Here is a 21,772-nt window from a genome sequence, read left to right as displayed (position 1 = left end):
GGGGTCCACGATGAGCGACGGCGGGGAACTGAATCGGCGAGAACTGGCACTGCTGCGCGCGGTGGCCGACGGACGGGCCGAGCTGCTGTGCGGCTGCGAGCCCGACCTGGCCGTGGACGGCGCGTGGTGCGGCCACGGCGCCGCCCGAACACTCGTGGTCGGCGGCCTGATCCGCCCGGTGTTCGCCGGGGCGGTCGGGCAGCTGGTCGCCGCCGAGCTGACCGACCTGGGCCACGCCGTGCTCGCCGCCACCGCGACCGGGGTAGCGGCCTGACCGTCGCGTGAAGGATGCTCCTATAGAAGTCAAGTGGTGGTTGCGAGGTGGCTTTCACTGCGCTCAACGCAGTGAAAGCCACCTTCACGCCACCGTCGTCACCGGCGCAGCACGAGCCCGCGCAGGTAGGCGGCCTGGCCGGCGTGTTGCAGGTCGTCGGAGAGCACGCTCACCAGCCGCACCGCCAGGGTCACCGGCGGGTCCCAGTTCTCGTCCACCACGCGGTCCAGGTCCGCATCGCGCAGCCCGGACACGTACTGCCTGCTGCGCTCGTGCACGGCGTCGTGGTAGTCGGTCAGCAGTTGGACCTCGCCGACCCGGACCTGCGCCACCTCCGCGCTGGACTGGCCGTAGCCGATCTCCCCGTCCGCGAAGGGCAGGTCGAAGCGCTTGTGCCAGCCCTGCTCGGTCCACACCTGCTCGGTGCCCGCCACGCCCGCGACGTGGTCGTCCTGCACGCGGGTCAGGTGCCACACCAGCCAGGCGATGGAGTTCGCCTCCGCGTCGGCCCGCCAGTGCAGCTGCTCGGTCGTGAGGCCGTCCACCGCCTCGTGCACCACCTCGCGGATCCGGTCGAAGCCATCGGCCAGCACCTCACCGACACCCATGCGCATCTCCTCCTGATTCGTGGATACCCCAGGTCTACACCCCGAACCCTGGGTAGCGTGGCCCCGTGCACGCTCACACGACTGGCTTTGTCACCGCGCGTTCCGGGTACCGGTTGCACTTCGACAGCTTCGGCTCGCCGGAGGACCCCGCACTGCTGATGATCATGGGTGGCAACGCCCCGTGCTTCGCCTACTCCGAGCAGCTGTGCACGGCCCTGGCCCAGCGCGGCAACCACGTGGTGCGCTACGACCACCGGGGCGCGGGCCACTCCTCGCCGGTGGACTGGCCGGCGCAGGCGTACGGCCTGGACGAGCTCGCCGAGGACGCCGCCGACGTGCTCACCGAGCTGGGGCTGGGCCCGGCCCGGGTCCTCGGCGTGTCCACCGGTGGCGCGGTGGCCCAGCTGCTGGCCCTGGACCACGCCGAGCTGGTCAGCGGCCTGGTGCTGATCGCCACCTCACCGGACTACAACGTCGACCCCAGCAAGCCGCCGGTGACCGGCCTGCCGCTGCCGGGCCGCGAGTGGGTCGAGCTGGTGCCGAACCTGCCCGCCGACCCGGTGGCCGCCTACCTGCACGCCTGGCGGGTCACCGTGGGGCCCGCCGTGCCGTTCGACCTGGACTACTGGACCGGGCTGGTCCAGCGCACCCTCGCCCTGCCGGAGAACCCGGCGCCCGGGGTGCATCAGGGCCCGGCCGTCGACGCCGCCCCGCCGCGCACCGAGCGACTCGCCAGCCTCACCGTGCCCACGCTGGTCGTCCACGGCGGGCACGACGTCGTGCTGCCCCCGGAGCACGGCCGCGCGCTGGCGGCGGCCATCCCCGGCGCGAAGCTCGTCGAGGTGCCCGAGCTGGGCCACATGTTCGCGCCGTCCTTCCACGACCAGCTGGTGGCCCTGGTGTCATGAAAGTGCCGTTGCTTGCGTTCAACGCAAGCAACGGCACTTTCATGACACGCCTTAGCCCAGGTCGGGGTGGTCGCGCAGTTCGAGGTGGTCGCCGGGGCGGTGCAGTTCGAGCACGAGGACCTCGTTGGTTCCCTTGCGCCACAACGGTGCTGGCGCGTACAGGGTGCGCTGCGGCCCGACCTCCCAGTACCGGCCGAGCAGGAACCCGTTGAGCCACACCAGGCCCTTCTGCCAACCGGGCAGCGCGAGGAAGCCGTCGGCGGGGGAGTCGACGCGGACCGAGGCGCGGTGGAAGGCGGGGCCGGTGGGTGCGGCGCCGGTCGAGAAGCGCAGGTGGTCCAGGTCGTCCAGGGGCAGCGGGCGGATCTCCCAGCCGTACAGGGCCTGCCCGCCGAGCATGACCGGGCCGCTGATGCCCTTGCGGTCGGCGAGCTGCTGGCCGAAGTTGACCCGCCCGCCGGTGTCCACGAGCAGGTCCAGCACGGCGGAGCTGCCCCCGATCGTGACGGCCACGCCCTGCTTGGGCGTGTTGCGGTCCAGCACGCCCACCGGCTTGCCGTCCAGGAAGACCAGCGCGCGGTCGGCGAGCCCGGTGACGCGCAGGGTGGCGGTGGAGCGCGGGCCCTGCACCCGCGCGCGGTAGTGGACCAGGCCGAAGGACTGGCCGAGGTCCTCCATGGGCACGGGCGCGGCACGGCGCGCGGGCCTGCTGAGACGGTCGAGCGAGTCGAGCAGGCCAGCGGATCCGTTGGTGTGGAAGGACTGTGGCGAAAGTCGTTGCGGGGCAACGGGAAGCGGGCCGGTAGGCAGGGGAGCGTACTTGCCGATGACCGAGCGCAGTGCGGTGAACTTGGCGGTGAGCTCGCCGGACTCGCTGACCGGGGAGTCGTAGTCGTAGCTGGTGACCGTGGGTTGGTAGCTGGCGTGCCCCTCGTCGTAGTTGGCCCCGGCGTACCACTCGAAGTTCGTGCCGCCCGCGGCCATGTAGAGGTTCACCGAGGCGCCCGCGGCCAGCATCTTGTCCACCATGGCCGTGGTGTTCGCCGGGTCGGTGGTGTGGTGGTGCTCGCCCCAGTGGTCGAACCAGCCGTCCCAGTACTCGGTGCACCACAACGGTCCCTGCGGCTGGAACCGGCGCAGGTCGGCCAGCGGGCCGGTCGGGTCCCCGTCGAAGTTCGCCGTGGACAGCACACCGGGCAGCGTGCCGCCGCGCAGCATGTAGTCGGCGGTTCCGTTGGAGCAGAACAACAAGCTGTCGATGCCGTGCCCGCGCAGCAGGTCGGCGAGGTGGCGCAGGTGGTCCTGGTCGTTGCCGAAGCTGCCGTACTCGTTCTCCACCTGCACGGCGATCACCGGCCCGCCCCTGGTGGCCTGTAGCGGCACCAGTTGCGGCAGCAGGCGGCCGAACCAGGCGTCGACCTCCTTGGTGTAGGCCGGGTCCGAGCAGCGCAGGTGCAGGTCGCGGTCGGCGAGCAGGCGGGCCGGGAAGCCGCCGAAGTCCCACTCCGCGCAGATGTAGGGACCGGGCCGCACGACCACCTTCAGGCCCAGCTCGCCCGCGGTGGTGATGAACCGGCGCAGGTCGCGCCAACCGGTGAACTCGTGGCCCTCGTGGAAGTTCCACGCCACGTAGGTCTCGACGGTGTTCAGGCCGAGCGCGCGCAGCCGGGACAGCCGGTCACGCCACTGGTCGGGGTGGATCCGGAAGTAGTGGATCGCGCCGGAGATGATCTGGAACGGCTTGCCGTCCAGCAGGAACTGGTCCCCGTGCACGGTGAGCCCACGGGTGCTCCCGGCCTGGGCGAGCACGGTCCTGGGCAGCATCGCGGCGGCTCCGCCCGCGGCGATGCTGCCCAGGAACCCTCGTCGGCTGATGGCGTTCACCCACGACCTCCTTGGCGAATCTGCTCGGTAAGCCCTTCCTTCGAGCAGTTTTGCGCAAGAAGCGTGACCGCGCCAGGGGTCGATCGTCGGGTCGGGGCCTTCTCCCGACTCAGCCCGAGCAGCTGCTCTTGTAGAAGTACTGCGAGTTCTTGTCCATGTCGGCCTTGGTGATCGCGACCAGGTTGGTCGGGATCTCCCTGGTCGGGGTCTTGCCGTTGAGCGCGTCGTCGGCCTGGTCCACGCCCAGCTTGCCGATCGTGGCCGGGTCCTGGACGATCAGCGCCTGGAAGCTGCCGTCCTTGAGGCCGTCGACCTCCTTGGGGCTGGCGTCGAAGCCCACCAGGTTGACCTGCCCGGTCTTGCCCGCGGTGCGCAGACCGGTCGCGGCGCCCTCACCGGTGTTGAGGTTGGTGGCGAACACCCCGATCAGGTCCGGGTTGCTGGACAGGGTGGCGGTCACCTTGGACGCGGCCTGGGCGGCGTCGTCCTCGGTGTACTGCTGCCCGATGTACTTGATGTTCGGGTACTTCTTGATCTGCTCGGCGAAGCCCTTCTCCCGGGCGTCGGTGGTGGAGGTGCCCGCCTTGGTGTTGAGCACCAGCACCGAACCGGACTTGGCACCGACCAGCTTCGCGAGCGTGTCGGCGGCCAGCTGCCCGCCCTGTTCGTTGTTGGAGGAGATCGAGGACAGGGCCACCGAGGTGTCCTGGAGCTTGGTGTCCACCTCGACCACCTTGATGCCCGCGTCCTTGAGCTGCTTCATCGGGCCGGCCATGGCCTTGTCGTCGGTGGGCGCGATCAGCACCGCACCCGGCTTGTTCGCCAGCACACCGGTGACGATCGGGGTCTGCTGGCTGGCGTCGAACTTGGCCGGGGCCTGGGTCTTGAGCTCGTAGCCCTTGGCCTTCGCCTCGGCCTCGGCCCCGCACTGCATGGAGATGTAGAACGGCTCGGCCGCGACGCCGGGGATGAGCACCATGCTCTTCTTGTTGACATCCCCGCCGCCGGACTGCCCGATCTGCCCGCCGCCGCAGGCGGTGACGAGCAGGGACGCGGCGGCCAGCACGCCCCCGACCACGATTCTCCTGGTGACTGCCATGGTGTTGACCTTTCGCACAGCGTTGTGTCGACGTCTAACGGGAGTTGCGCGCTCTGCGCCGGGCCTGGTCGAACCAGACGGCGGCGACGAGCACGATGGCCACCGCGATGGGCTGCCAGTACACGTTCACCCCGATGATCACGAAGCCCTTCTGCAGGACCGCGGGGATGAACACGCCGACCACCGTGCCGATGATCGACCCGACGCCGCCGAACAGGCTGGTGCCGCCCAGCACCACACCGGCGATCGCGTTGAGGTTGTCCGTGCTGTGGCTGGTCAGAGTGGTGGTGCGGAAGTAGGCCAGTGACATGAACCCGGCCAGCCCCGCGAGCACCCCGGTCAGCAGGTACACCAGCACCAGGTGCCGGGTCACCGCGATGCCGGTGCGCCGAGCGGCCACCTCGTTGGAGCCCACTGCGTAGGTGTAGCGGCCGAACCTGGTCGTGCCCAGCAGCCACGCACCGACCGCGGTCACGACCGCCGCCAGGATCACCAGGTTGGGCACCACGCCGAAGGAGGTGCCCGAGCCCAGGGTGGTGGCCAGCGCGTCGGGCACGGTGCGCACGTCCGAGCCGCCGGTGAGCAGTTCACCCGCGCCCAGGGCCGCCCCGAAGGACCCCAGCGTGACGATCAGCGGCGGGATCTTCGCCTTGGCCACGAGGATCCCGTTGAGCAGGCCCCACGCGGCGCCGCTGACCAGAGCCACCAGCAGGCCGACGGTGATCACGCCCCAGCCCGCCCCGGTGGAGTCCCCGCCCGGGCTCATGGCGTTCATGACCAGTGCCGAGGTGATGCCCGAGAACACCAGTACCGAGCCCACCGACAGGTCGATGCCGGAGGTGATGATCACGAACGTCATGCCGACCGCGAGCACCAGCAGCACCGAGGTCTCGATCAGCGTGGTCTGCAGGTTGAACAGGGTCAGCACCGCGCCGGGGTTGATCGCGGCGAACACGGCGATCAGCGCCAGCAGCACCAGCGAGATCCACAGCGTGTTGGCGCTGGCCAGCCGCAGCCGCAACGGCCTGCGCCGCGGGGTGTCGTCCTCAGTGGGCTTCTCGGCCACCGTCGAGGTCATGCCGCGTCCTCCTGCACCAGCGCACCGGTCATCGCGCCGACCAGTTCCTCCAACGAGGTCTCCGCGGCCTTGAAGCGCGCCACCCGCTTGCCCAGCCGCAGCACCTCCACCCGGTCGGAGACCGACAGCACCTCGGGCATGTTGTGGCTGATCAGCACCACCGCGATGCCCTGGTCGCGCACCTTGCGGATCACGTCGAGCACCCGCTCGCGCTGCACCACGCCCAGCGCCGCGGTCGGCTCGTCCATGAACACGACCTTGCTGGCCCACACCACCGACCTGGCCACCGCCACGCTCTGCCGCTGGCCGCCGGACAGCGCGCCGATCGGCACGTCCAGGCTCTGCAGGTTCACCCCGAGGCGGCTGAACTCCGCGCGCGCCCTGCGCCGCATCTCCGCCTTGTCCAGCATGCCCAGCGCGCCGAGCAGGCCCTTGCGCTTGAGCTCCCGCCCCAGGAACAGGTTCGCCGCGGGGTCCAGGTCCGGCGCCACGGCCAGGTCCTGGTAGACGGTCTCGATGCCCAGTGCCCTGGCGGTGGTCGGCGAGTCCAGCCGCACCTGTTCGCCGCCGAGCAGGATCTCGCCGCTGTCGGGCTGCTCGGCCCCCGACAGGCACTTGATGAACGTGGACTTGCCCGCGCCGTTGTCCCCGATCAGCGAGACGACCTCGCCCGCGCTGACCTCGAACGACGCTCCGCGCAGCGCCTCCACGCTGCCGTAGTGCTTGACCAGTGACCGTGCTTGCAGCAGTGGGCTGCTCATCCGTTTCCTCCCGGGGCCGGCGGGCGGCACCTGACCGCCACGGCTCCTCCGTCCACTGTGGCCGCTCCGGCGCTGTGGGGCAGCACGAAGGTGTCTCCCCTGCGCAGCGGCGCGTCGCCGCCGTGCTCGGTGCGCAACCGCCCGGTGCCCTCCAGCACCACGAGCACCGAGAACGACGGGTCCAACTCCACCGGCGAGTCGGCGTGCAGCCGATCCGCGCGGAAGAACTCGTTGTCGCCCAGCAGTTGCACCACCGGGTCGTGCCGGTCGGCGGTGTGCCGCACCAGCGAGGTCAGCCGCTGCGCCGACCAGCCCGAGCGGTCCACGCAACCCAGGGCGGTGGCCTGGCCCATGCCGAGATGCCAGGCCTGCGGGTCGTCCAGGAAGCCCTGCCACTCCAGGGTCACCGAGAAGTCGGTGGGCTGCTGCAACTCCACGATGAACACGCCCGCGCCGATCGCGTGCGGCAGCCCGGCGGGGATGAACACCGTGTCGCCCGCGCGTACCGGGATGGCGTTGAGCGAGTCCAGCATCGCGGCCCGGTCCTGGCCGGTGACCCAGGCGTCGAGCACCGAGGGGTCCACGTCCTCGCGGAATCCGATGTGGACGGTCGGGTTCGGACCCGAGGTGCCCACCACGATCCACGCCTCGGTCTTGCCATGGCGGCAGTCCAGGTGGTCCCTGGCGAAGGCGTCGGAGGGGTGGCAGTGCACCGGCAGCCGCTGGCCCGCGTCGAGCAGCTTGACCAGCAGCGCGGTGTCGGAACCGAACTCCGCCACGTGCTCGGCGCCCAGCCAGGCGGCCGGGTCGGCGGCCACGGCGTCGCGTAGCAGCCCGCCGTCGGGCAGCGGGGACAGGCCCGCCGCCTGCTGGCCGAACCGGGTCGTGGTCGAACCGACCCAGTCCTCCGGCCCGAACTCGGCGGTGGCGGGCAGCCCGCGCAGCTCCGCGATGGCCGCGCCACCACGGTAGAACTGCCTCGGCTGGTTTGCGGGCAGCCGGACGGGCGTCAACTGTTGGCTCAAGGTCGCACTTCTCCTGATCCACGAGGTACCAAACGCACCGGGAGCACCACCCGGCGAGGCGGCGAGCCGTCCCCGTCCAGGCGGGAGAACAGCAGCTCGGCGGCGGCCTTGCCGATGGCACTGGCGTCGTGCGCGATGACGGTGATCGGTGGGTTGAGCAGGTCGGCCAGCTCGAAGTCGTCGAAGCCGACCAGCGCGGGCCGGTCGGTCCTGCCCGCGAGCACCCGCAGCAGGTGCACGGTGATCCGGTTGTTGCCGCTGACCACGGCGGTGGCCGGTTGGCGGTTGCCCAGCACCCGGCGCAGGGCGTCGGCCACGCTGCGCTCGTCGTGCGGGCCCATGGAGACCAGTTCCTCGTCGTAGCGGATGCCCGCGCGCACGCAGCCCTCGCGGAACCCGCGCAACCGCTCGGTGGCGGTGAAGATGTCCGGGGCGTCACCGAGGAAGGCGATCCGGCTGTGCCCGTGCGAGGCCAGGTGGCGCACCGCGAGCACGGTGCCGCCGATGTTGTCCACCAGCACGGTGTCGGCCACGACGTCGCCCGCGGGCCGGTCCAGGAAGACCACCGGCATGCCCGCGCGCATCTCCGGCACCAGGTAGCCGTGCTGCATGCCGGCGGGCACCACCAGCATGCCGTCCACCCGGCGGGCGCAGAACTCCAGCGCCAGCTCGCGTTCCCGGTTCGGGTCCTCGTCGGAGGAACCGGTCAGCACCTGTCTGCCGTGCTGACGTGAGACTTCCTCGACTGCGCGGGTGATGCCCGAGTAGAACGGGTTGCCCACGTCCTCCAGCACCATGCCGATCGTGCCGGTGGACGAGCCGCGGCGCAGGTTGCGCGCGCCCAGGTTGCGGCGGAACCCGAGCTGGTCGATCGCGGCCAGCACGCGCTCGGCGGTGGCCGGGTGCACCCCGGGCTCGTCGTTGACCACGCGGGACACCGTCTTGATGCTCACCCCGGCCAGGCGCGCGACGTCGCTCATCGTGGCGCGGCGAACCCTTCGCGGTCCGAGCGGCTGTGGCCCGGCAGTGGACAACGTTGTCATGACTGCCAGATTCCACCCCCGGTCCCCGCGCTTGTCAACGGTTCAGAACCGGTCAAGGACAGAATTGCGACAGATGGCGCCCGTCACACGGTCAGGTGGCGCAGAAGCACCCCCCGTGCCCGATCTCGCTGGGGATAGGCCGCTTTTGGTGCGGATGGGCGATGATCGTTGTCTGGAACCGGACAGGGTCGGCGGTCAGCACTTGACGCGTACCTCACGCGCACCGCAGCGTGGCGGGGCAAGTCGGGCAGTGCCGCCCGGGCGGTGGACAAGGTTGTCACGCCCGCTGTCCGACGCGAACCAGCCTGGGGAGGCGACCGGACGATGAAGAACCCACCCAGACGGCGCTGGCGCGCTGTAGCGGTGATGGGCACTGCCGTGGCACTGGTGGTCTCGCCCCTGGTGGTGAGCACGGCGACCGCGGCACCAGCCGCACCCAAGGCGCAGGACCTGGCGCAGTGGGTGGACCCCTACATCGGCACCCAGCCCGGCGACGCCGACATGGGCACCGGCGGTGGTGCGGCCAACACCTTCCCCGGCGCCGACGTGCCCTTCGGCATGGTGCAGTGGAGCCCGGACACGGTGACCCTGCAACACGGCGGGTACTACTACCAGGACAACCGGATCAAGGGCTTCAGCCTGACCCACCTGTCCGGCGCGGGCTGCGACACCTACCAGGACGTCCCGTTCATGCCCGTGGTCGGGGAGATCACCGACTCACCGGCCACCAACCCCAAGAAGTACGTCTCCACCTTCTCGCACAGCAACGAGAAGGTCACCGCGGGCGCGTACAGCGTGAACCTGGACAACGGGGCCAAGGTGGAGCTGTCCACCACGCAGCGCACCGGGTCCGGCCGGTTCACCTACCCGGCCGGTGACCCGGCGACCCTGCTGGTGAACACCTCCGGCTCCATCTCCGGCACCGACGACGCCCAGGTGTCCATCGGCAAGAACACGATCTACGGCTACGCCGCCAGCGGCCACTTCTGCGGGGCCGACGACCACTACCGGGTCTACTTCTACGCGCAGTTCGACCAGGACTTCGCCAGCACCGGCACCTGGAAGAACGGGGCGGTGACCCCGGGCAAGAACAGCGAGCGCGGCGGTGCCCCCGCGAAGACCCCCAGTGCCGCCAAGCAGGCCAAGTCGGCCTCCGCCTCGCGTTCGGTCGCCCCGCAGGACACCACGGTGTCCGGTCCCGGCAGCGGCGCCTACGTCACCTTCGACACGCTCAAGTCGGCCACGGTCAACGTGAAGGTCGGCGTGTCCTTCGTGTCGGTGGACGGTGCGAAGGCCAACCTGAAGTCGGAGAACAGCACCAAGAGCTTCGACCAGGTGGCCACCGCAGCGCGCAAGGCGTGGAACGACCGGCTGAACCAGATCCAGGTCACCGGCGGCACGGACGCCCAGAAGAAGATCTTCTACACCGCGCTGTACCACTCCCTGTTACAGCCCAACGTCTACTCCGATGTGGACGGTCGCTACACCGGGTTCGACGGCCAGGTGCACACCGCCGCCAAGGGCCACGCGATCTACACCAACTTCTCCGGCTGGGACATCTACCGCTCGGAGGCCCAGCTGCTGGCCCTGCTGGCGCCCAAGGAGACCTCGGACATCGCCACCTCGATGGTGGAGTTCGCCGCGCAGGGCGGGTCCTGGGACCGCTGGACGGTGGCCGGCGACTACACCGGGGTCATGAACGGGGACCCGTACCACATCATCGTGTCCACCGCGTATGCCTTCGGTGCCAAGGACTTCGACGCGAACAAGGCCCTGCTGCTGATGGAGCGCGGGGCGACGCAGCCCACCAAGGGCTACGAGGAGCGGCCCGGTCTGGACAGCTACCTGAAGCTGGGCTACGTGCCCGGCATCGCCTCGGACACGCTGGAGTACACCAGCGCCGACTTCGCCGTGGCGCAGCTGGCCAGGCGGCTGGGGGACTCGGCCACCCACGACGCGTTCATCAAGCGCGCGCAGAACTGGCAGAACCTGTTCAACCCGGCCTCGGGCTACCTCCAGCCGCGCAACGCAGACGGCTCGTTCAACAGCCCGTTCAACCCGTCCTCCTCGGAGGGCTACACCGAGGGCAACGGTGCGCAGTACGTGTGGATGGTGCCGTACAACTTCAGCGGGCTGATCACGGCTCTGGGCGGCAACGAGGCGACCAACAAGCGCCTGGACACGTTCTTCACCAAGCTCAACGCGGGCACCAAGGAGCCCTACGCCTTCCTGGGCAACGAGCCGAACCTGCAGACCCCGTGGATCTACGACTACACCGGCGCCCCGTACAAGACACAGTCCATCGTCAACCGGGTGCTGCGCGAGATCTGGAAGCCCGGCCCCGACGGGCTGGTCGGTAACGACGACCTCGGTGAGATGTCCTCCTGGTACGTGTGGGCCTCGCTGGGCATGTACCCGGAGATCCCCGGCCGCGCCGAGATGACCCTGAACACCCCGCAGTTCACCAGCGCCGTGGTGACCCGCCCGGGCGGTCAGAAGATCACCATCAACGCGCCCGGCGTGTCCACCAAGGGCAGCTACATCGGCTCGCTGAAGGTCAACGGCCAGAACTGGACCAAGCCCTGGCTGCCGGAGAGCTTCGTCAACACCGGCGGCACCCTGGACTTCTCCGTGCAGGACACGCCGAACACCAGCTGGGGCGCCGCCCCGGCCGACGCGCCACCCTCGTTCACCGAGGGCGCGGTCAACCAGCGCAGCTTCGTGGACCCGAACCGGCTCGTGGTCGGCGCGGGCGGTTCCACCACGGCCACCTTCGGCGTGCAGGACCTGTCCGGCAAGGGCACCAAGGTGCACTGGACCGCCACCCCGCCCAGCGGCATCACGGTCAGCCCCGCCTCCGGTGACGTCACGGCGGCGCCCGCGGGCAAGGCGGGCACCCAGGTGACGGTGTCGATCGCGGCCGGTACCCCGGAGGGCACGTACAAGGTGCCGGTCAACTACACGGCCGCCGACGGCACCGCCGTGCAGGGCGCCACGCTGTCCATCCTGGTCGCCGCGCCGGGCAGCCTGCGCGCCGCGCTGAACAACGTGGGCACCTCGCCGGACGGCAACCAGCAGGTCGGCAACTTCGACGGGGGCGGCTGGAGCTACTCGGCCACCGCGCTCGCCGCGGCCGGGATCACCCCCGGTGGCACCGTGACGAGCTCGGACGGGCTGAAGTTCACCTGGCCCAGCGTGCCCGTTGGCGAGTTCGACAACGTCAACTCCGCCGGGCAGACCATCAACGTGGACGCCCCGGCCGGTGCGACCAAGCTGTCCCTGCTGGGCAGCGCGGGCAACGGCAACACCACCGGCACGCTGACGGTCACCTACACCGACGGCAGCACGGCCACCGCCTCGGTGGGCTTCTCCGACTGGGCGCTGGGCGGCAACGGCAACACGCAGCCCTTGTACGGCAACCGGGTCGTGGCCTCGACCCCGTACCGCAACACCAGCGGCGGCACCTCGCAGCAGCTCACGGTGTACCTGTTCGCCACGGCGCCCGTCGCGCTGGACCCGAACAAGAAGATCAAGTCCATTACGGTGCCCAGCGAGGTCAAGGGCGGCACGTTCCACGTGTTCGCCATCGCTGCGGCCTGACAGACCGCTCACCGGACACCGTGGCGGCGGCCCGGTGAGCCAGCAGCGGGCGGCGAGGGACCCCTTCCCCCTCGTCGCCCGTTGTGCTGTTCCCGCGCGTGTCGGCGCTTCCGGTACCGCGTGTCGGACGTCCCCGTGCGGTGTGTTGGACGGACACGACGCACCGGAAGCGCCGACACGCGGTGCGTGAAGCGCCGACACGCGGGGTGGGCCGAACGGGCTAGTGGTCGGCCTGACTTCTCTCCTGGTTTGCGCGTGGTCGCGGGATTTCCGTGGGCGACTGGCCTAGCGTTCCCGGCCATGAGCGGGAGCACGATCGTCGCCGACGGACTGCGCAAGCGGTACGGCGACCTGTGGGCGGTCGACGGGGTGTCCTTCACCGTCGGCGAGGGCGAGTTCTTCGGCATACTCGGGCCCAACGGCGCGGGCAAGACCACCACGCTGGAGATCGTCGAGGGCCTGCGCAGGCCGGACGAGGGAACCGTGCTGCTGCTGGGCGAGAGCCCGTGGCCGCGCAACCCGAAGCTGCTGCCCCGCATCGGCGTGCAGTTGCAGGCGTCCTCCTTCTTCGAGCGGCTCACCGCGCGCGAACAGCTGGAGACCTTCGCCTCCCTGTACGGGGTGAGCCGGGGCACCGCGGCCGACATGCTGGAGCTGGTCGGGCTCGCGGACAAGGCGAACACCCGCGAGAACAAGCTCTCCGGCGGCCAGCGGCAGCGGCTGTCCATCGCGTGCGCGCTGATCCACGACCCGGACATCGTGTTCCTGGACGAGCCGACCGCGGCGCTGGACCCGCAGGCCCGCCGCAACCTGTGGGACGTGCTGCGCGCGATCCGCGAGCGCGGCAAGACGATCGTCTACACGACACACCACCTGGACGAGGCGGAGGTCCTCTGCGACCGGGTGGCGATCATGGACCGGGGCAGGATCCTCGCGATGGACCCGCCCGCGACCCTGGTGCGCGGGCTGGACGCGCCGACGCACGTCATGGTGGAGCGGGGCCTGCTCACGGTCGCGCAGGCCACCGAGCTGCCCGGGGTGGACGAGGCCCGGGACGACGGGGTCTCGCTGACCCTGTCCACGCGCAGGCCCGCGGTCGTACTGTCCACTTTGGCCGAACGGGGCGCGTTGGACGGCTTGCAGGTGCGCGGGGCGACCCTGGAGGACGTCTTCCTGGAGCTGACCGGAAGGGAGTACCGGGCATGACCGCGTTCCGCAGCCTGTCCACGGCCATGTTCAAGGGCTTCTTCCGGGAGCGCACGGCCCTGTTCTTCGCCTTCCTGATGCCGCTGATGTTCCTGGTCATCTTCGGGCTGATCTTCGGCAACAGCTCCGGCAACAAGACCAAGATCGGCGTGGTCGGGGACGGCCCGGTCGTGACCGCGCTCAGCCAGTCCGGCGCGCTCGACGTGCAGCGCTACGACTCCTTCGACGCCGCGTTGCAGAAGGTCCGGGGCGGGGACCTGCCCGCCGCGCTCGCCGTGCGGGGCAACGAGATCGAGCTGCGCTACGCGGCCAGCGACACGGTCGCGGCGGGCACCGTGCAGGGCGTGGTCGGCGCCGTGGTGGACAAGGCCAACCTGGCCGCGACCGGCCGCCCGCCGCTGATCAGGCTGGACAGCGGGCAGGTCGAGGACTCCTCGCTGTCGGCGATCCAGTACCTCACGCCCGGCATCCTGTCCTGGGGCCTGGCCACCTCGGCGATCTTCGGTGCTGCGCTGACCCTGGTGAACTGGCGCAAGAAGCAGGTGCTGCGCCGGATCCGGCTGGCCCCGGTGGGGACCGGCACGGTGATCAGTTCGCGGTTGCTGGTCACGGTCGGGGTGTCGGTGTTGCAGGCGGTGCTGTTCGTGGCGGTGGCGATGACCCCGGTGTTCGGGCTGAAGCTGGCCGGGCAGTGGTGGCTCGCCCTGCCGCTGCTGGTCCTCGGCTCGCTGTCCTTCTTCTCCATCGGCGTGCTGGTCGGCTCCTTCGCCAAGACCGAGGAGGCGGCCACCGGCATCACCAACGTGATCGTGCTGCCGATGGCCTTCCTGTCCGGCACCTTCTTCCCGCTGCAGAACGCGCCGGGCTGGTTGCAGGCGGTCTCCCAGGCGCTGCCGCTGCGGCACCTCAACGACGGCATGGTGGACGTCCTGGTGCGCGGCAAGGGAATCGAGGCGCTCGCGCTGCCCTCGGCGGTGCTGATCGGCTTCACGCTCGTGGTCGGCTTCGCCGCCTCGCGGGTGTTCAGCTGGGAGGACAGCTGATGGCGGTGACCACCCGCGCGGCGGGCAGCGCCGACATCGGGCAGGTGGCCGCCGTGCTCGGGGCCGCCTTCCAGGAGGACCCGGTGCACCGCTGGCTGCTGCCCGAGCCCGAGCGGCGGCGCAGGGGCCTCACCCCGATGTTCGCGACCATGCTGCGGAACCTGCACCCCGTGCCGGGCGGCACCGACCTGGCGCACCTGGACGGGCGGCCGTCCGCCGCGGCGGTGTGGGACCCGCCCGGCTGGTCCGGCAAGGGCCAGTTCGCCACGTTGCGCCTGGTGCCCGGCCTCCTGCTGGCGATCGGCACGAGGTTCAAGCGGGTCGCCGACCTCGGTGAGCTGCTCGGCGCCGAGCACCCGAGCGAGCCGCACTGGTACCTGACCTACCTGGGCACGGTGCCCGGTGCGCAGGGCAGGGGAGCGGGCAGCGCCTTGCTGCGCAAGGGGCTGGCGCGCTGCGACGCCACCGGCACCCCGGCCTACCTGGAGAGCAGCGACCCGGCCAACACCGGCTACTACGAGCGGTTCGGCTTCGTGACGATCGGGCACGTGCGGCTCGGCGAGGACCTGGCCGTGCCGAGGATGTGGCGCGAGCCGCGCTGAGCGCCCACCAGGGCGGTACCGTTGCCGGTCATGAGCCGGACTCCCAGCGGTGCCGCGGTGCTGCGGCCCGAGGTCACCGAGGCGATCGCCGAGGCGGTGCTGGACGAGCTGTGCGAGCAGGGCTTCGGGCGGTTGTCCATGGAGCGGGTGGCCCGCCGCGCCGGGGTCGGCAAGAGCGCGCTCTACCGGCGCTGGCCCGCCAAGTCGGCGATGGTCGTGGACGTGCTGTCCCGGCTGAGCGTGCCGGTGGGCGTGCCGCCGGACACCGGCTCGCTGCGCGGGGACCTGCGGGCGATGCTCGACGCCGTGGTGGAGTGGATGACCGAGCCCAGGCTCCGGCGCATCCTGCCCGACCTGGTGGCCGAGTCCGCGCGCAACCCGGAGCTGGCCGCCGCCTCGGACGAGCACATCGGCAAGCCCCGGCGGCAGTGGGCGGTGCCCGCGCTGGAGCGGGCCGTGCTGCGCGGGGAACTGCCCGCGCGGGCCGATCGCGAGGTGCTGCTCGACCTGCTCGCCGCACCGGTCTTCTGGCGGCTGACCACGCAGGGTGGCCTCGTCACCCCGGACTACCTGGATCAGCTCGCGGACCTGCTCGTGCGCGGGGTGGCTGCGGGGTGACTGGGCTCACGGCCCACACTGGTGCCATGTTCGAGACACCAGCAGGCCGGTTCCGCGCCATCGCGATCGTCGAGGCGATCTCCTGGGCTGGACTGCTCATCGGCATGTTCTTCAAGTACGTCGTGGTGGGCAGCGAGGCGGGGGTGCACCTGTTCGGCCCGATCCACGGCGTGGTGTTCGTCGCCTACGTGGTGCTCGCCCTGCTGGCGCGCAAGCCGCTGGGCTGGAGCGGGGCCACCACCACCTGGGCGCTGGTGGCCAGCATCCCGCCGTTCGGCTCCGTCGTGTTCGAGCGCTGGGCCACCCGCACGGGCCGCCTGGAGCAGCGCGCCGTCGCGATCACCTGAGCACGGTCGCCATGAAAGTGCCGTTCCTGGCGTTCAACGCCAGGAACGGCACTTTCATGGCACTCATGCCGGGTAGGCCAGCAGGGTCGAGTTGATCCGCTCCCACCGGGCGCGCAGGTCGGTCAGCACCTCGGGCCGCCTGCTCGCCAGGTTGGCCTGCTCGTGCGGGTCCGCGGTGAGGTCGAACAGGGCGTCCACCGGACCGGGCTTGCGCAGGTACTTCCACGTGCCGCGGCGCAGCGCCCGGTACTGCCTGGTGCGCCAGAACAGGTCCGCCTCGCCGAGGCGCTCGCCGCGCAGCAGGTAGCCCGCGAGGCTGCGCCCGTCCAGCGGGTGAGCCGGATCCGGTTGCGCCCCAGCCAGTTCCAGCAGGGTGGCCGTCCAGTCCTGGGTCACCACCGGCACCGAGCTGACCTGGCCGCCGCCGATCCGCGCGGGCCAGCGCAGCACCGTGGGCACGCGGATGCCGCCCTCGTACAGGTCGCCCTTGCCCCCGCTGAACGGCCAGGTGTAGGAGAACCGCTCCCCGCCGTTGTCGCTGGCGAACAGCACCAGCGTGTCGCGCTCCTGCCCGGTCTCGCGCAGGGCCCGCAGCACGCTGCCGATCGCCCCGTCCAGGCTCTCCACCATCTTCCGGTACGTCGCGAGCGAACCGCCGTCGTGGTGTTGCAGCACCTGCTTCTCGCCCGCGCGCAGCCGCGCGGTCAGCTCGCGGCTGGTCGCGGTGTCGCCCGGTGCCTCCCAGGGCCAGTGCGGGGTGGTGAAGTTCAGGTTGAGCAGCCAGGGCTGGGTGTGCGGCCGCCGCAGGAAGTGCCGGGCCCGGTCGGCCAGCGTGTCGGTGTAGTACTCCAGCGACTCCACGGGGACCTCGTCCTCGTACAGGTCGTGCACGCCGAAGTAGCTCAGCTTGGAGTAGTAGTCCATGCCGCCGGAGAAGTTGCCGAAGAACTCCTGCCAGCCGGACTTGATCGGGCTGAACCAGGGCAGGTAGCCGCAGTGCCACTTGCCGTACAGGGCCGTGGTGTAGCCCGAGGCGCCCAGCAGCGAGGCCAGGGTCGGGTGCCCCGGCGGGATGCCGTACTGCTCGTCGGGCAGGTCGATGGGTTCCTCGAGCCCACCTCGCAACCGACCCGGGTAGCGCCCGGTGTAGAGCCCGAACCGGGTCGGTGAACAGACCGAGGCGGCCGAGTAGCCGTCGGTGAAACGAACTCCCTGTCGTGCCAGGGCATCCAGGTTGGGCGTGCGGATCTCCGGTGCGCCGTAGCAGCCGAGGTCGCCCCAGCCCAGGTCGTCGCCGAGGATCACCAGCAGGTTCGGGCGCCGGACCCGGCCCGCCTCCGGTTGGGCGGCGAATTCCCTTTCACCGGAAGGGGAAGCCTCGGTTCGTCCGGCGAGTGCGGTACCGGCCACGGCGGCGCCCAGCAGTGCGCCCGCGCCACGCCGGGTCAGCTTCGGGGAGGACATGGCTGCAACCTGCCAGCCGACCGAACCGTCCCACCAGGGTCGTCCGACTGGTGGGACCGTGATCTGCGTCCCGTTGCGCGCTCAGCCCGCCAGCACCGCGAGCCGCAGGCCGTCCAGCCGTTCCCGGTCGGAGATCACCTCGACCTCGGCGATCCGGTTCCCGGTGATGCTGAACACCAGCGCGAGCGCGAGCCGTCCCCGGGGCGCCACGACCAGGCCAACGGAACCGTTCACCAGCGCGAGCCGGGAGTTGCGCGCCCGCTCCGCGAAGGCGCTCGCGCCGCGGGCCACGGCCTCGGCACCGCGCGTCTGGCCACCGGCGCCACCGCGGACCACCACATCCGGGTCCAGCACCACGAGCAGCGCTTCCAGGTCCCCACCCCGGGCCGCCGCCAGGAACGCCTCCACCACCTCGCGCTGCCGGGACAGGTCGGCCTCGGGCACCGTGTCGGTGCCCCGCACCCGGCGTCGCGCGCGGCTGGCCAACTGCCGGGTCGCCGCGGGGGAGCGGCCCACCACCTCCGCGATCTCCGTGAAGGGCATGGCGAACAGGTCGTGCAGCACGAAGGCGAGCCGTTCCGCCGGGTCCAGCGTGTCCAGCACCACCAGCAGGGCGAGCCCGACCGAGTCGGCCAGCACAGCCTCCTGCTCGGGGTCGACCGGGTCCGCCGCGCCCGGGGCGTGCTCGATCGGCTCCTCGCGCCGGGACCTGCGCGTGCGCAGCATGTCCAGGCAGACCCGCCCCACCACCGTGGTCAGCCACCCGGCCAGGTTGGCCACCTCGCTGGTGTCCGAGCGGTTCAGCCGCAGCCACGCCTCCTGCACCGCGTCCTCGGCCTCGCTCAGCGAGCCGAGCATCCGGTACGCCACCGCCCGCAGGTGCGCGCCGTGCTCCTGGAACTGCCGGGCCAGAACCTCGTTCTGCTCCACCGTCACATCCTCACTGACGGATCGCGGCCCGCGGATGTGACGGCTACACCAGTTCGGCCACCGCGCGGGTGAGCTCGTCCACCGGGTCGTTCTCGTGGTACACCCGCTCGGAGGGTTCGATGTTGTCCAGGAACCGCTGGTAGGTGATGGCGTCCAGGACCGGCCCCAGCACGCGCATCGGCGCCAGCGCCCGCTCCGGCCTGCTGCCCGGCCAGCGCTCGCGCCAGGCCCGCACCCAGGTGTCGGCGACCTCCTCCACCTGGTCCTCCGGCAGCCAGCCGGTCAGCCGGGTGATGTCGGCGGCCGGGTTGCCCTGGTAGTGGTCCGACCAGTCGATCACCGTGTGCCGGGTGCCGTCGGAGACCCAGTTGCCCGGGTGCAGGTCCCCGTGCACCAGCGTGTCCGGCAGGCCCGCCCCGGCCAGTTCCGCCAGCAGCTCCGGCAGCCGGGCCGCCAGCTCCGGCAGGCCCTCCACCGCGAACCCGTCGAACCGGCGGAACTCCCGGCGCACGTCCAGCGGCGCACCGGGCACCGATCCCGCCAGCGCCGCCTGCACGGCCACCCAGTCCCGCACGACCGCGCTGGCGCCCCGTGCGCCGAGTTCCCGCCACGACACGCCGTTCGCACCCAGCGTCACCGTGCGGTACGGGGCCGTCGCCAGCGGCTCGGGCACCAGTTCCGGCGCGTGCCGCCGCACCAGGCAGATCGCCGCGGCCTCGTCGGCGGCCCAGGCCGGGCTCGCCTTCAGCCAGGCCGTGCCCCGAACCGTGTCCAGCCGGTACACGCAGGACAGGTTCCAGGTCTTCACCTGCACCGGGTCACCGCGCAGCAGGCCGTCCAGCTCGCGGCCCGCCCAGGCCAGCAGGGCCCCCGGCCCGCCCGGCCGCGCCCACGGCGCCCGCAGCGGGTGGTCGGCGACCGGCTCGCCCGGCTCCACCTGGTAGCGCACCAGCCCGTCCCGGCCGCCCTCCCCGCCGCTGACCGAGACCAGTCGCAGCACGGGCCGGTCCGGGCCCAGCCGCTGGGCCACCGGCTCCACGTGCGCCCACCACGGGCTGTCCACGGCGAACGGTTCGTGCCCCGGCACGCTGACGGTTCTGCTCACCCCGCCAGCGTGTCAGTGCGGGCCAAGCGAATTAGTCGCCGAAGTCGCCCGCTGCCTTGCGCACCTTGGACAACAGGTCGGTCAGCTGCTCGGTCTGCCGCTCGGTGAGCCCGCGCAGGCCCAGGTTCACCGCGGTGATCGAGGCGGTCGCCTCCTCGCGGCGCTGCCTGCCCGCCTCGGTGATCTCCACCAGCGTGGTGCGCCGGTCCGAGGGGTGCGGGACGCGCTTGACCAGACCGTCGGCCTCCAGTCGGTCCACGATGTTGGTGACGCTGGTGGGGTGCAGTTGCAGCCGTTCGCCCATGACGCGCATCGGCAGGCTGCCCCGCCGGGAGAAGGTCAGCAGCACCAGCGCCTCGTAGCGGGCGAAGGTCAACCCGTGCGGGCGCAGTGCACCGTCCACGGTGGACTGCAGGATCTGCTGCACCCGCATCACGCTGGTCACCGCGGCCATCGCCCCGGAAGGGCCGACGCGTTCCTCCCACAGCGCCGCCGCGCGGGCAATGGGGTCGAACGGCAGCGGTTGGGTGCCCATGACCGGCGACGCTAGCAGTTCCACCACCTAGGCTGGTCGAACGAGGCCGGAAACCATCGGGAGGCGTGGTGCTCGTCGCATTCAGCGTGTCCCCGCTCGGCGGGGAGTCCGACAGTGTGGCCGAGGCGGTGGCCGACGCGGTGCGCGTGGTCCGCGAATCGGGGCTGCCCAACGAGACCACGAGCATGTTCACCACCGTCGAGGGCGAGGACTGGGACGAGGTGATGGACGTGGTCAAGCGCGCGGTGCAGGCCGTGCAGGCACACGCGCCGAGGGTGTCACTGGTGCTGAAGGCCGACATCCGTCCGGGGCACACCGATCAGCTGCACGCCAAGGTGGAGCGGGTGGAGCGCTACCTGGACTGACCCCGCGCACCGCTCGATCGCGACGAACGAGGAACTGGTGGCGCCCGCCACCAGCCGGTGCACAACCGGCCCGTGGATCGCTGCGGGCCGCACCGTCGGCGGCCTGCTCGCCGAGCGGCCATGAGCCCCGCTGACCCACCTGGTGGACTCCCCGGCCGCGCCTTCGAGCGGCGTGTCAGGATGGAGGCGTGACAAGGCCCAACCCCCGCCAGAGCGCAGCACTGTCCGCGGCGCTGGCCGGTGCCGTCGACCTGTCGGCCCTCAAGGCCAAGGCCGACGCGGCGGCCCGCCAACCAGCAGCCCGTCCCGCAGCAGGTCAGCAGGGGCAGCCCGCCGAGCAGCAGGCCGCGGGCGGCCCGTGGATCATCGAGGTCACCGAGGCCACCTTCCAGACCGAGGTCGTCGAGCGGTCCCTACAGGTGCCGGTGATCGTCGACCTGTGGGCCACCTGGTGCGGCCCGTGCAAGCAGCTGTCCCCGGTGCTGGAGCGGCTGGCCGAGGCCGGTGGCGGCACCTGGATCCTGGCCAAGGTGGACGTGGACGCCAACCCGCGCATCGCGCAGGTGTTCGGCGTGCAGTCGGTGCCCACGGTCGTGGCCATCGCGGGCGGTCAGCCGGTGGACGCCTTCGCCGGTGCGCTGCCCGAGCCGGAGATCCGCAAGTGGATCGACTCGCTCATCGACGCCCTGCGCGACAAGCTGCCCGGCATCGCCGCCGCCGAGCGCGCCGCCGTGGACAGCGGTGAGCTGCCCGCCGAGGAGCCCGAGGACCCGCGCTTCGTCGCCGCCGAGGAGGCGTTCGAGCGCGGGGACTTCCCCGCCGCCGAGGCCGCCTACCAGCAGATCCTCGACGCCGAGCCGGGCAACGAGGAGGCCAAGGCCGCGCTGGCCCAGGTCCGCTTCACCGCCCGCGCCGAGGCCGCCGACCCCTCCGCCATCGCCGCGGCCGACGCCAACCCGGACGACGTCGCCGCCCAGCTGACCGCCGCGGACGCCGAGATCGCCCAGCAGTTGGTGACCGAGGCGTTCCACCGGCTGGTCGAGACCGTGCGCCGCAGCGCCGGCGAGGACCGCAACAAGGCCCGCGAGCACCTGGTGGGCCTGTTCGAGCTGTTCCCCGTGGACGACCAGCGCGTGGCCGCCGCCCGCCGCAACCTGGCCAGCGCCCTGTTCTGACCCACGCGGTTTGGTGTCGTTGGCGAGGTTGTGCGCCCGCCCCGGCCGCCGTGAAGGTGGCTTTCGCTGCGCTGGACGCAGCGAATGGTCCTTTCGTAGCGT

Annotated in this window: 21 protein-coding genes; 10 read left to right on the top strand and 11 right to left on the bottom strand. The window is 71.4% G+C overall.

Features of this window, described 5'->3' with window-relative positions; translation table 11 throughout:
• Positions 1-10: 10 nt before the first annotated feature.
• Positions 11-274, top strand: coding sequence for a hypothetical protein (locus KALB_RS37070; protein WP_025360734.1), 264 nt, complete (start codon positions 11-13; stop codon positions 272-274).
• A gap of 98 nt (positions 275-372) precedes the next feature.
• On the opposite strand, the gene KALB_RS37065 is transcribed toward KALB_RS37070, so the two are convergent.
• Positions 373-882: a mycothiol transferase gene (locus tag KALB_RS37065; RefSeq protein WP_025360733.1), complete on the bottom strand. Its 510-nt coding sequence runs from the start codon at positions 880-882 to the stop codon at positions 373-375.
• Positions 883-947: 65 nt separating this feature from the next.
• Here KALB_RS37065 and KALB_RS37060 point away from each other — a divergent pair, with 65 nt between their 5' ends.
• Positions 948-1,790: an alpha/beta fold hydrolase gene (locus KALB_RS37060; RefSeq protein WP_025360732.1), complete on the top strand. Its 843-nt coding sequence runs from the start codon at positions 948-950 to the stop codon at positions 1,788-1,790.
• A 51-nt stretch (positions 1,791-1,841) separates the two neighbouring features.
• Here KALB_RS37060 and KALB_RS37055 read toward each other — a convergent pair whose 3' ends face one another.
• The 6 genes from KALB_RS37055 to KALB_RS37030 all read right to left on the bottom strand — a co-directional run bounded on the left by KALB_RS37055 (position 1,842) and on the right by KALB_RS37030 (position 8,617).
• Positions 1,842-3,674 carry a glycoside hydrolase family 35 protein gene (locus KALB_RS37055; protein WP_025360731.1) on the bottom strand — a complete coding sequence of 611 codons (1,833 nt, stop codon included), beginning with the start codon at positions 3,672-3,674 and terminating at the stop codon, positions 1,842-1,844.
• A gap of 109 nt (positions 3,675-3,783) precedes the next feature.
• Entirely contained in the window at positions 3,784-4,773 is a 990-nt protein-coding gene (locus tag KALB_RS37050) for an ABC transporter substrate-binding protein (protein WP_025360730.1), read from the bottom strand.
• 34 nt (positions 4,774-4,807) lie between these two features.
• Positions 4,808-5,851 (bottom strand): ABC transporter permease, encoded by a 1,044-nt coding sequence (locus KALB_RS37045; RefSeq protein ID WP_025360729.1) that lies wholly within the window; start codon positions 5,849-5,851, stop codon positions 4,808-4,810.
• Positions 5,848-6,612 (bottom strand): ATP-binding cassette domain-containing protein, encoded by a 765-nt coding sequence (locus KALB_RS37040; protein ID WP_025360728.1) that lies wholly within the window; start codon positions 6,610-6,612, stop codon positions 5,848-5,850. Before KALB_RS37040 ends, KALB_RS37045 begins: the two co-directional genes overlap by 4 nt.
• Positions 6,609-7,637 carry a class I mannose-6-phosphate isomerase gene (locus tag KALB_RS37035; RefSeq protein WP_025360727.1) on the bottom strand — a complete coding sequence of 343 codons (1,029 nt, stop codon included), beginning with the start codon at positions 7,635-7,637 and terminating at the stop codon, positions 6,609-6,611. The genes KALB_RS37040 and KALB_RS37035 overlap by 4 nt, the downstream gene beginning before the upstream one ends.
• The gene (locus KALB_RS37030; RefSeq protein WP_025360726.1) at positions 7,634-8,617 is read right to left on the bottom strand and encodes a LacI family DNA-binding transcriptional regulator; all 984 of its coding nucleotides are present in this window, start codon (positions 8,615-8,617) and stop codon (positions 7,634-7,636) included. The genes KALB_RS37035 and KALB_RS37030 overlap by 4 nt, the downstream gene beginning before the upstream one ends.
• A 429-nt stretch (positions 8,618-9,046) precedes the next feature.
• On the opposite strand from KALB_RS37030, the gene KALB_RS37025 reads away from it, so the two are divergent.
• From KALB_RS37025 to KALB_RS37000, 6 genes are all read left to right on the top strand, one after another.
• Positions 9,047-12,280: a GH92 family glycosyl hydrolase gene (locus KALB_RS37025; RefSeq protein WP_081790032.1), complete on the top strand. Its 3,234-nt coding sequence runs from the start codon at positions 9,047-9,049 to the stop codon at positions 12,278-12,280.
• A gap of 300 nt (positions 12,281-12,580) precedes the next feature.
• The gene (locus KALB_RS37020; RefSeq protein WP_025360724.1) at positions 12,581-13,486 is read left to right on the top strand and encodes an ABC transporter ATP-binding protein; all 906 of its coding nucleotides are present in this window, start codon (positions 12,581-12,583) and stop codon (positions 13,484-13,486) included.
• On the top strand, positions 13,483-14,529 hold the full coding sequence (locus KALB_RS37015; protein WP_025360723.1) for an ABC transporter permease: 1,047 nt from the start codon (positions 13,483-13,485) through the stop codon (positions 14,527-14,529). Before KALB_RS37020 ends, KALB_RS37015 begins: the two co-directional genes overlap by 4 nt.
• Positions 14,529-15,131 (top strand): GNAT family N-acetyltransferase, encoded by a 603-nt coding sequence (locus tag KALB_RS37010; protein ID WP_025360722.1) that lies wholly within the window; start codon positions 14,529-14,531, stop codon positions 15,129-15,131. Before KALB_RS37015 ends, KALB_RS37010 begins: the two co-directional genes overlap by 1 nt.
• Before the next feature lie 30 nt (positions 15,132-15,161).
• Complete coding sequence (locus tag KALB_RS37005) at positions 15,162-15,749, top strand: TetR/AcrR family transcriptional regulator (RefSeq protein WP_025360721.1); 588 nt, start codon at positions 15,162-15,164, stop codon at positions 15,747-15,749.
• Between the two features lie 26 nt (positions 15,750-15,775).
• A complete protein-coding gene (locus KALB_RS37000) occupies positions 15,776-16,096 on the top strand; it encodes a DUF3817 domain-containing protein (protein WP_025360720.1) in 321 nt (106 codons plus the stop codon).
• Between the two features lie 63 nt (positions 16,097-16,159).
• On the opposite strand, the gene KALB_RS36995 is transcribed toward KALB_RS37000, so the two are convergent.
• The 4 genes from KALB_RS36995 to KALB_RS36980 form a co-directional block, all read right to left on the bottom strand.
• Positions 16,160-17,560, bottom strand: coding sequence for a sulfatase family protein (locus tag KALB_RS36995; RefSeq protein ID WP_025360719.1), 1,401 nt, complete (start codon positions 17,558-17,560; stop codon positions 16,160-16,162).
• Between the two features lie 81 nt (positions 17,561-17,641).
• Positions 17,642-18,490, bottom strand: a complete 849-nt coding sequence (locus tag KALB_RS36990) for a sigma-70 family RNA polymerase sigma factor (protein ID WP_025360718.1) — start codon at positions 18,488-18,490, stop codon at positions 17,642-17,644.
• 43 nt (positions 18,491-18,533) lie between these two features.
• Positions 18,534-19,595: a phosphotransferase family protein gene (locus tag KALB_RS47960; RefSeq protein ID WP_025360717.1), complete on the bottom strand. Its 1,062-nt coding sequence runs from the start codon at positions 19,593-19,595 to the stop codon at positions 18,534-18,536.
• Positions 19,596-19,626: 31 nt separating this feature from the next.
• Entirely contained in the window at positions 19,627-20,130 is a 504-nt protein-coding gene (locus KALB_RS36980) for a MarR family winged helix-turn-helix transcriptional regulator (RefSeq protein WP_025360716.1), read from the bottom strand.
• Positions 20,131-20,198: 68 nt separating this feature from the next.
• Between KALB_RS36980 and KALB_RS36975 the strand changes: the two genes are divergently transcribed.
• Positions 20,199-20,495, top strand: a complete 297-nt coding sequence (locus KALB_RS36975; protein ID WP_025360715.1) for an MTH1187 family thiamine-binding protein — start codon at positions 20,199-20,201, stop codon at positions 20,493-20,495.
• Positions 20,496-20,683: 188 nt separating this feature from the next.
• A complete protein-coding gene (locus KALB_RS36970; RefSeq protein ID WP_025360714.1) occupies positions 20,684-21,670 on the top strand; it encodes a tetratricopeptide repeat protein in 987 nt (328 codons plus the stop codon).
• Positions 21,671-21,772: the final 102 nt, after the last annotated feature.

The sequence above is a fragment of the Kutzneria viridogrisea DSM 43870 genome (assembly GCF_000525635.1).
GTDB lineage: Bacteria > Actinomycetota > Actinomycetes > Mycobacteriales > Pseudonocardiaceae > Kutzneria > Kutzneria viridogrisea.
Note: the sequence above shows the minus strand (reverse complement) of the source record. Positions and strands in the feature narration are given on the sequence as shown.

Excerpts from the sequence above, each read along its gene's own strand:
- KALB_RS37070 (WP_025360734.1), top strand. The coding sequence starts at position 11 with ATGAGCGACGGCGGGGAACTGAATCGGCGAGAACTGGCACTGCTGCGC.
- KALB_RS37065 (WP_025360733.1), bottom strand. The coding sequence starts at position 882 with ATGGGTGTCGGTGAGGTGCTGGCCGATGGCTTCGACCGGATCCGCGAG.
- KALB_RS37050 (WP_025360730.1), bottom strand. The coding sequence starts at position 4,773 with ATGGCAGTCACCAGGAGAATCGTGGTCGGGGGCGTGCTGGCCGCCGCG.
- KALB_RS37045 (WP_025360729.1), bottom strand. The coding sequence starts at position 5,851 with ATGACCTCGACGGTGGCCGAGAAGCCCACTGAGGACGACACCCCGCGG.
- KALB_RS37040 (WP_025360728.1), bottom strand. The coding sequence starts at position 6,612 with ATGAGCAGCCCACTGCTGCAAGCACGGTCACTGGTCAAGCACTACGGC.
- KALB_RS37030 (WP_025360726.1), bottom strand. The coding sequence starts at position 8,617 with ATGAGCGACGTCGCGCGCCTGGCCGGGGTGAGCATCAAGACGGTGTCC.
- KALB_RS37025 (WP_081790032.1), top strand. The coding sequence starts at position 9,047 with ATGGGCACTGCCGTGGCACTGGTGGTCTCGCCCCTGGTGGTGAGCACG.
- KALB_RS37020 (WP_025360724.1), top strand. The coding sequence starts at position 12,581 with ATGAGCGGGAGCACGATCGTCGCCGACGGACTGCGCAAGCGGTACGGC.
- KALB_RS37015 (WP_025360723.1), top strand. The coding sequence starts at position 13,483 with ATGACCGCGTTCCGCAGCCTGTCCACGGCCATGTTCAAGGGCTTCTTC.
- KALB_RS37010 (WP_025360722.1), top strand. The coding sequence starts at position 14,529 with ATGGCGGTGACCACCCGCGCGGCGGGCAGCGCCGACATCGGGCAGGTG.
- KALB_RS37005 (WP_025360721.1), top strand. The coding sequence starts at position 15,162 with ATGAGCCGGACTCCCAGCGGTGCCGCGGTGCTGCGGCCCGAGGTCACC.
- KALB_RS37000 (WP_025360720.1), top strand. The coding sequence starts at position 15,776 with ATGTTCGAGACACCAGCAGGCCGGTTCCGCGCCATCGCGATCGTCGAG.
- KALB_RS36995 (WP_025360719.1), bottom strand. The coding sequence starts at position 17,560 with ATGTCCTCCCCGAAGCTGACCCGGCGTGGCGCGGGCGCACTGCTGGGC.
- KALB_RS36980 (WP_025360716.1), bottom strand. The coding sequence starts at position 20,130 with ATGGGCACCCAACCGCTGCCGTTCGACCCCATTGCCCGCGCGGCGGCG.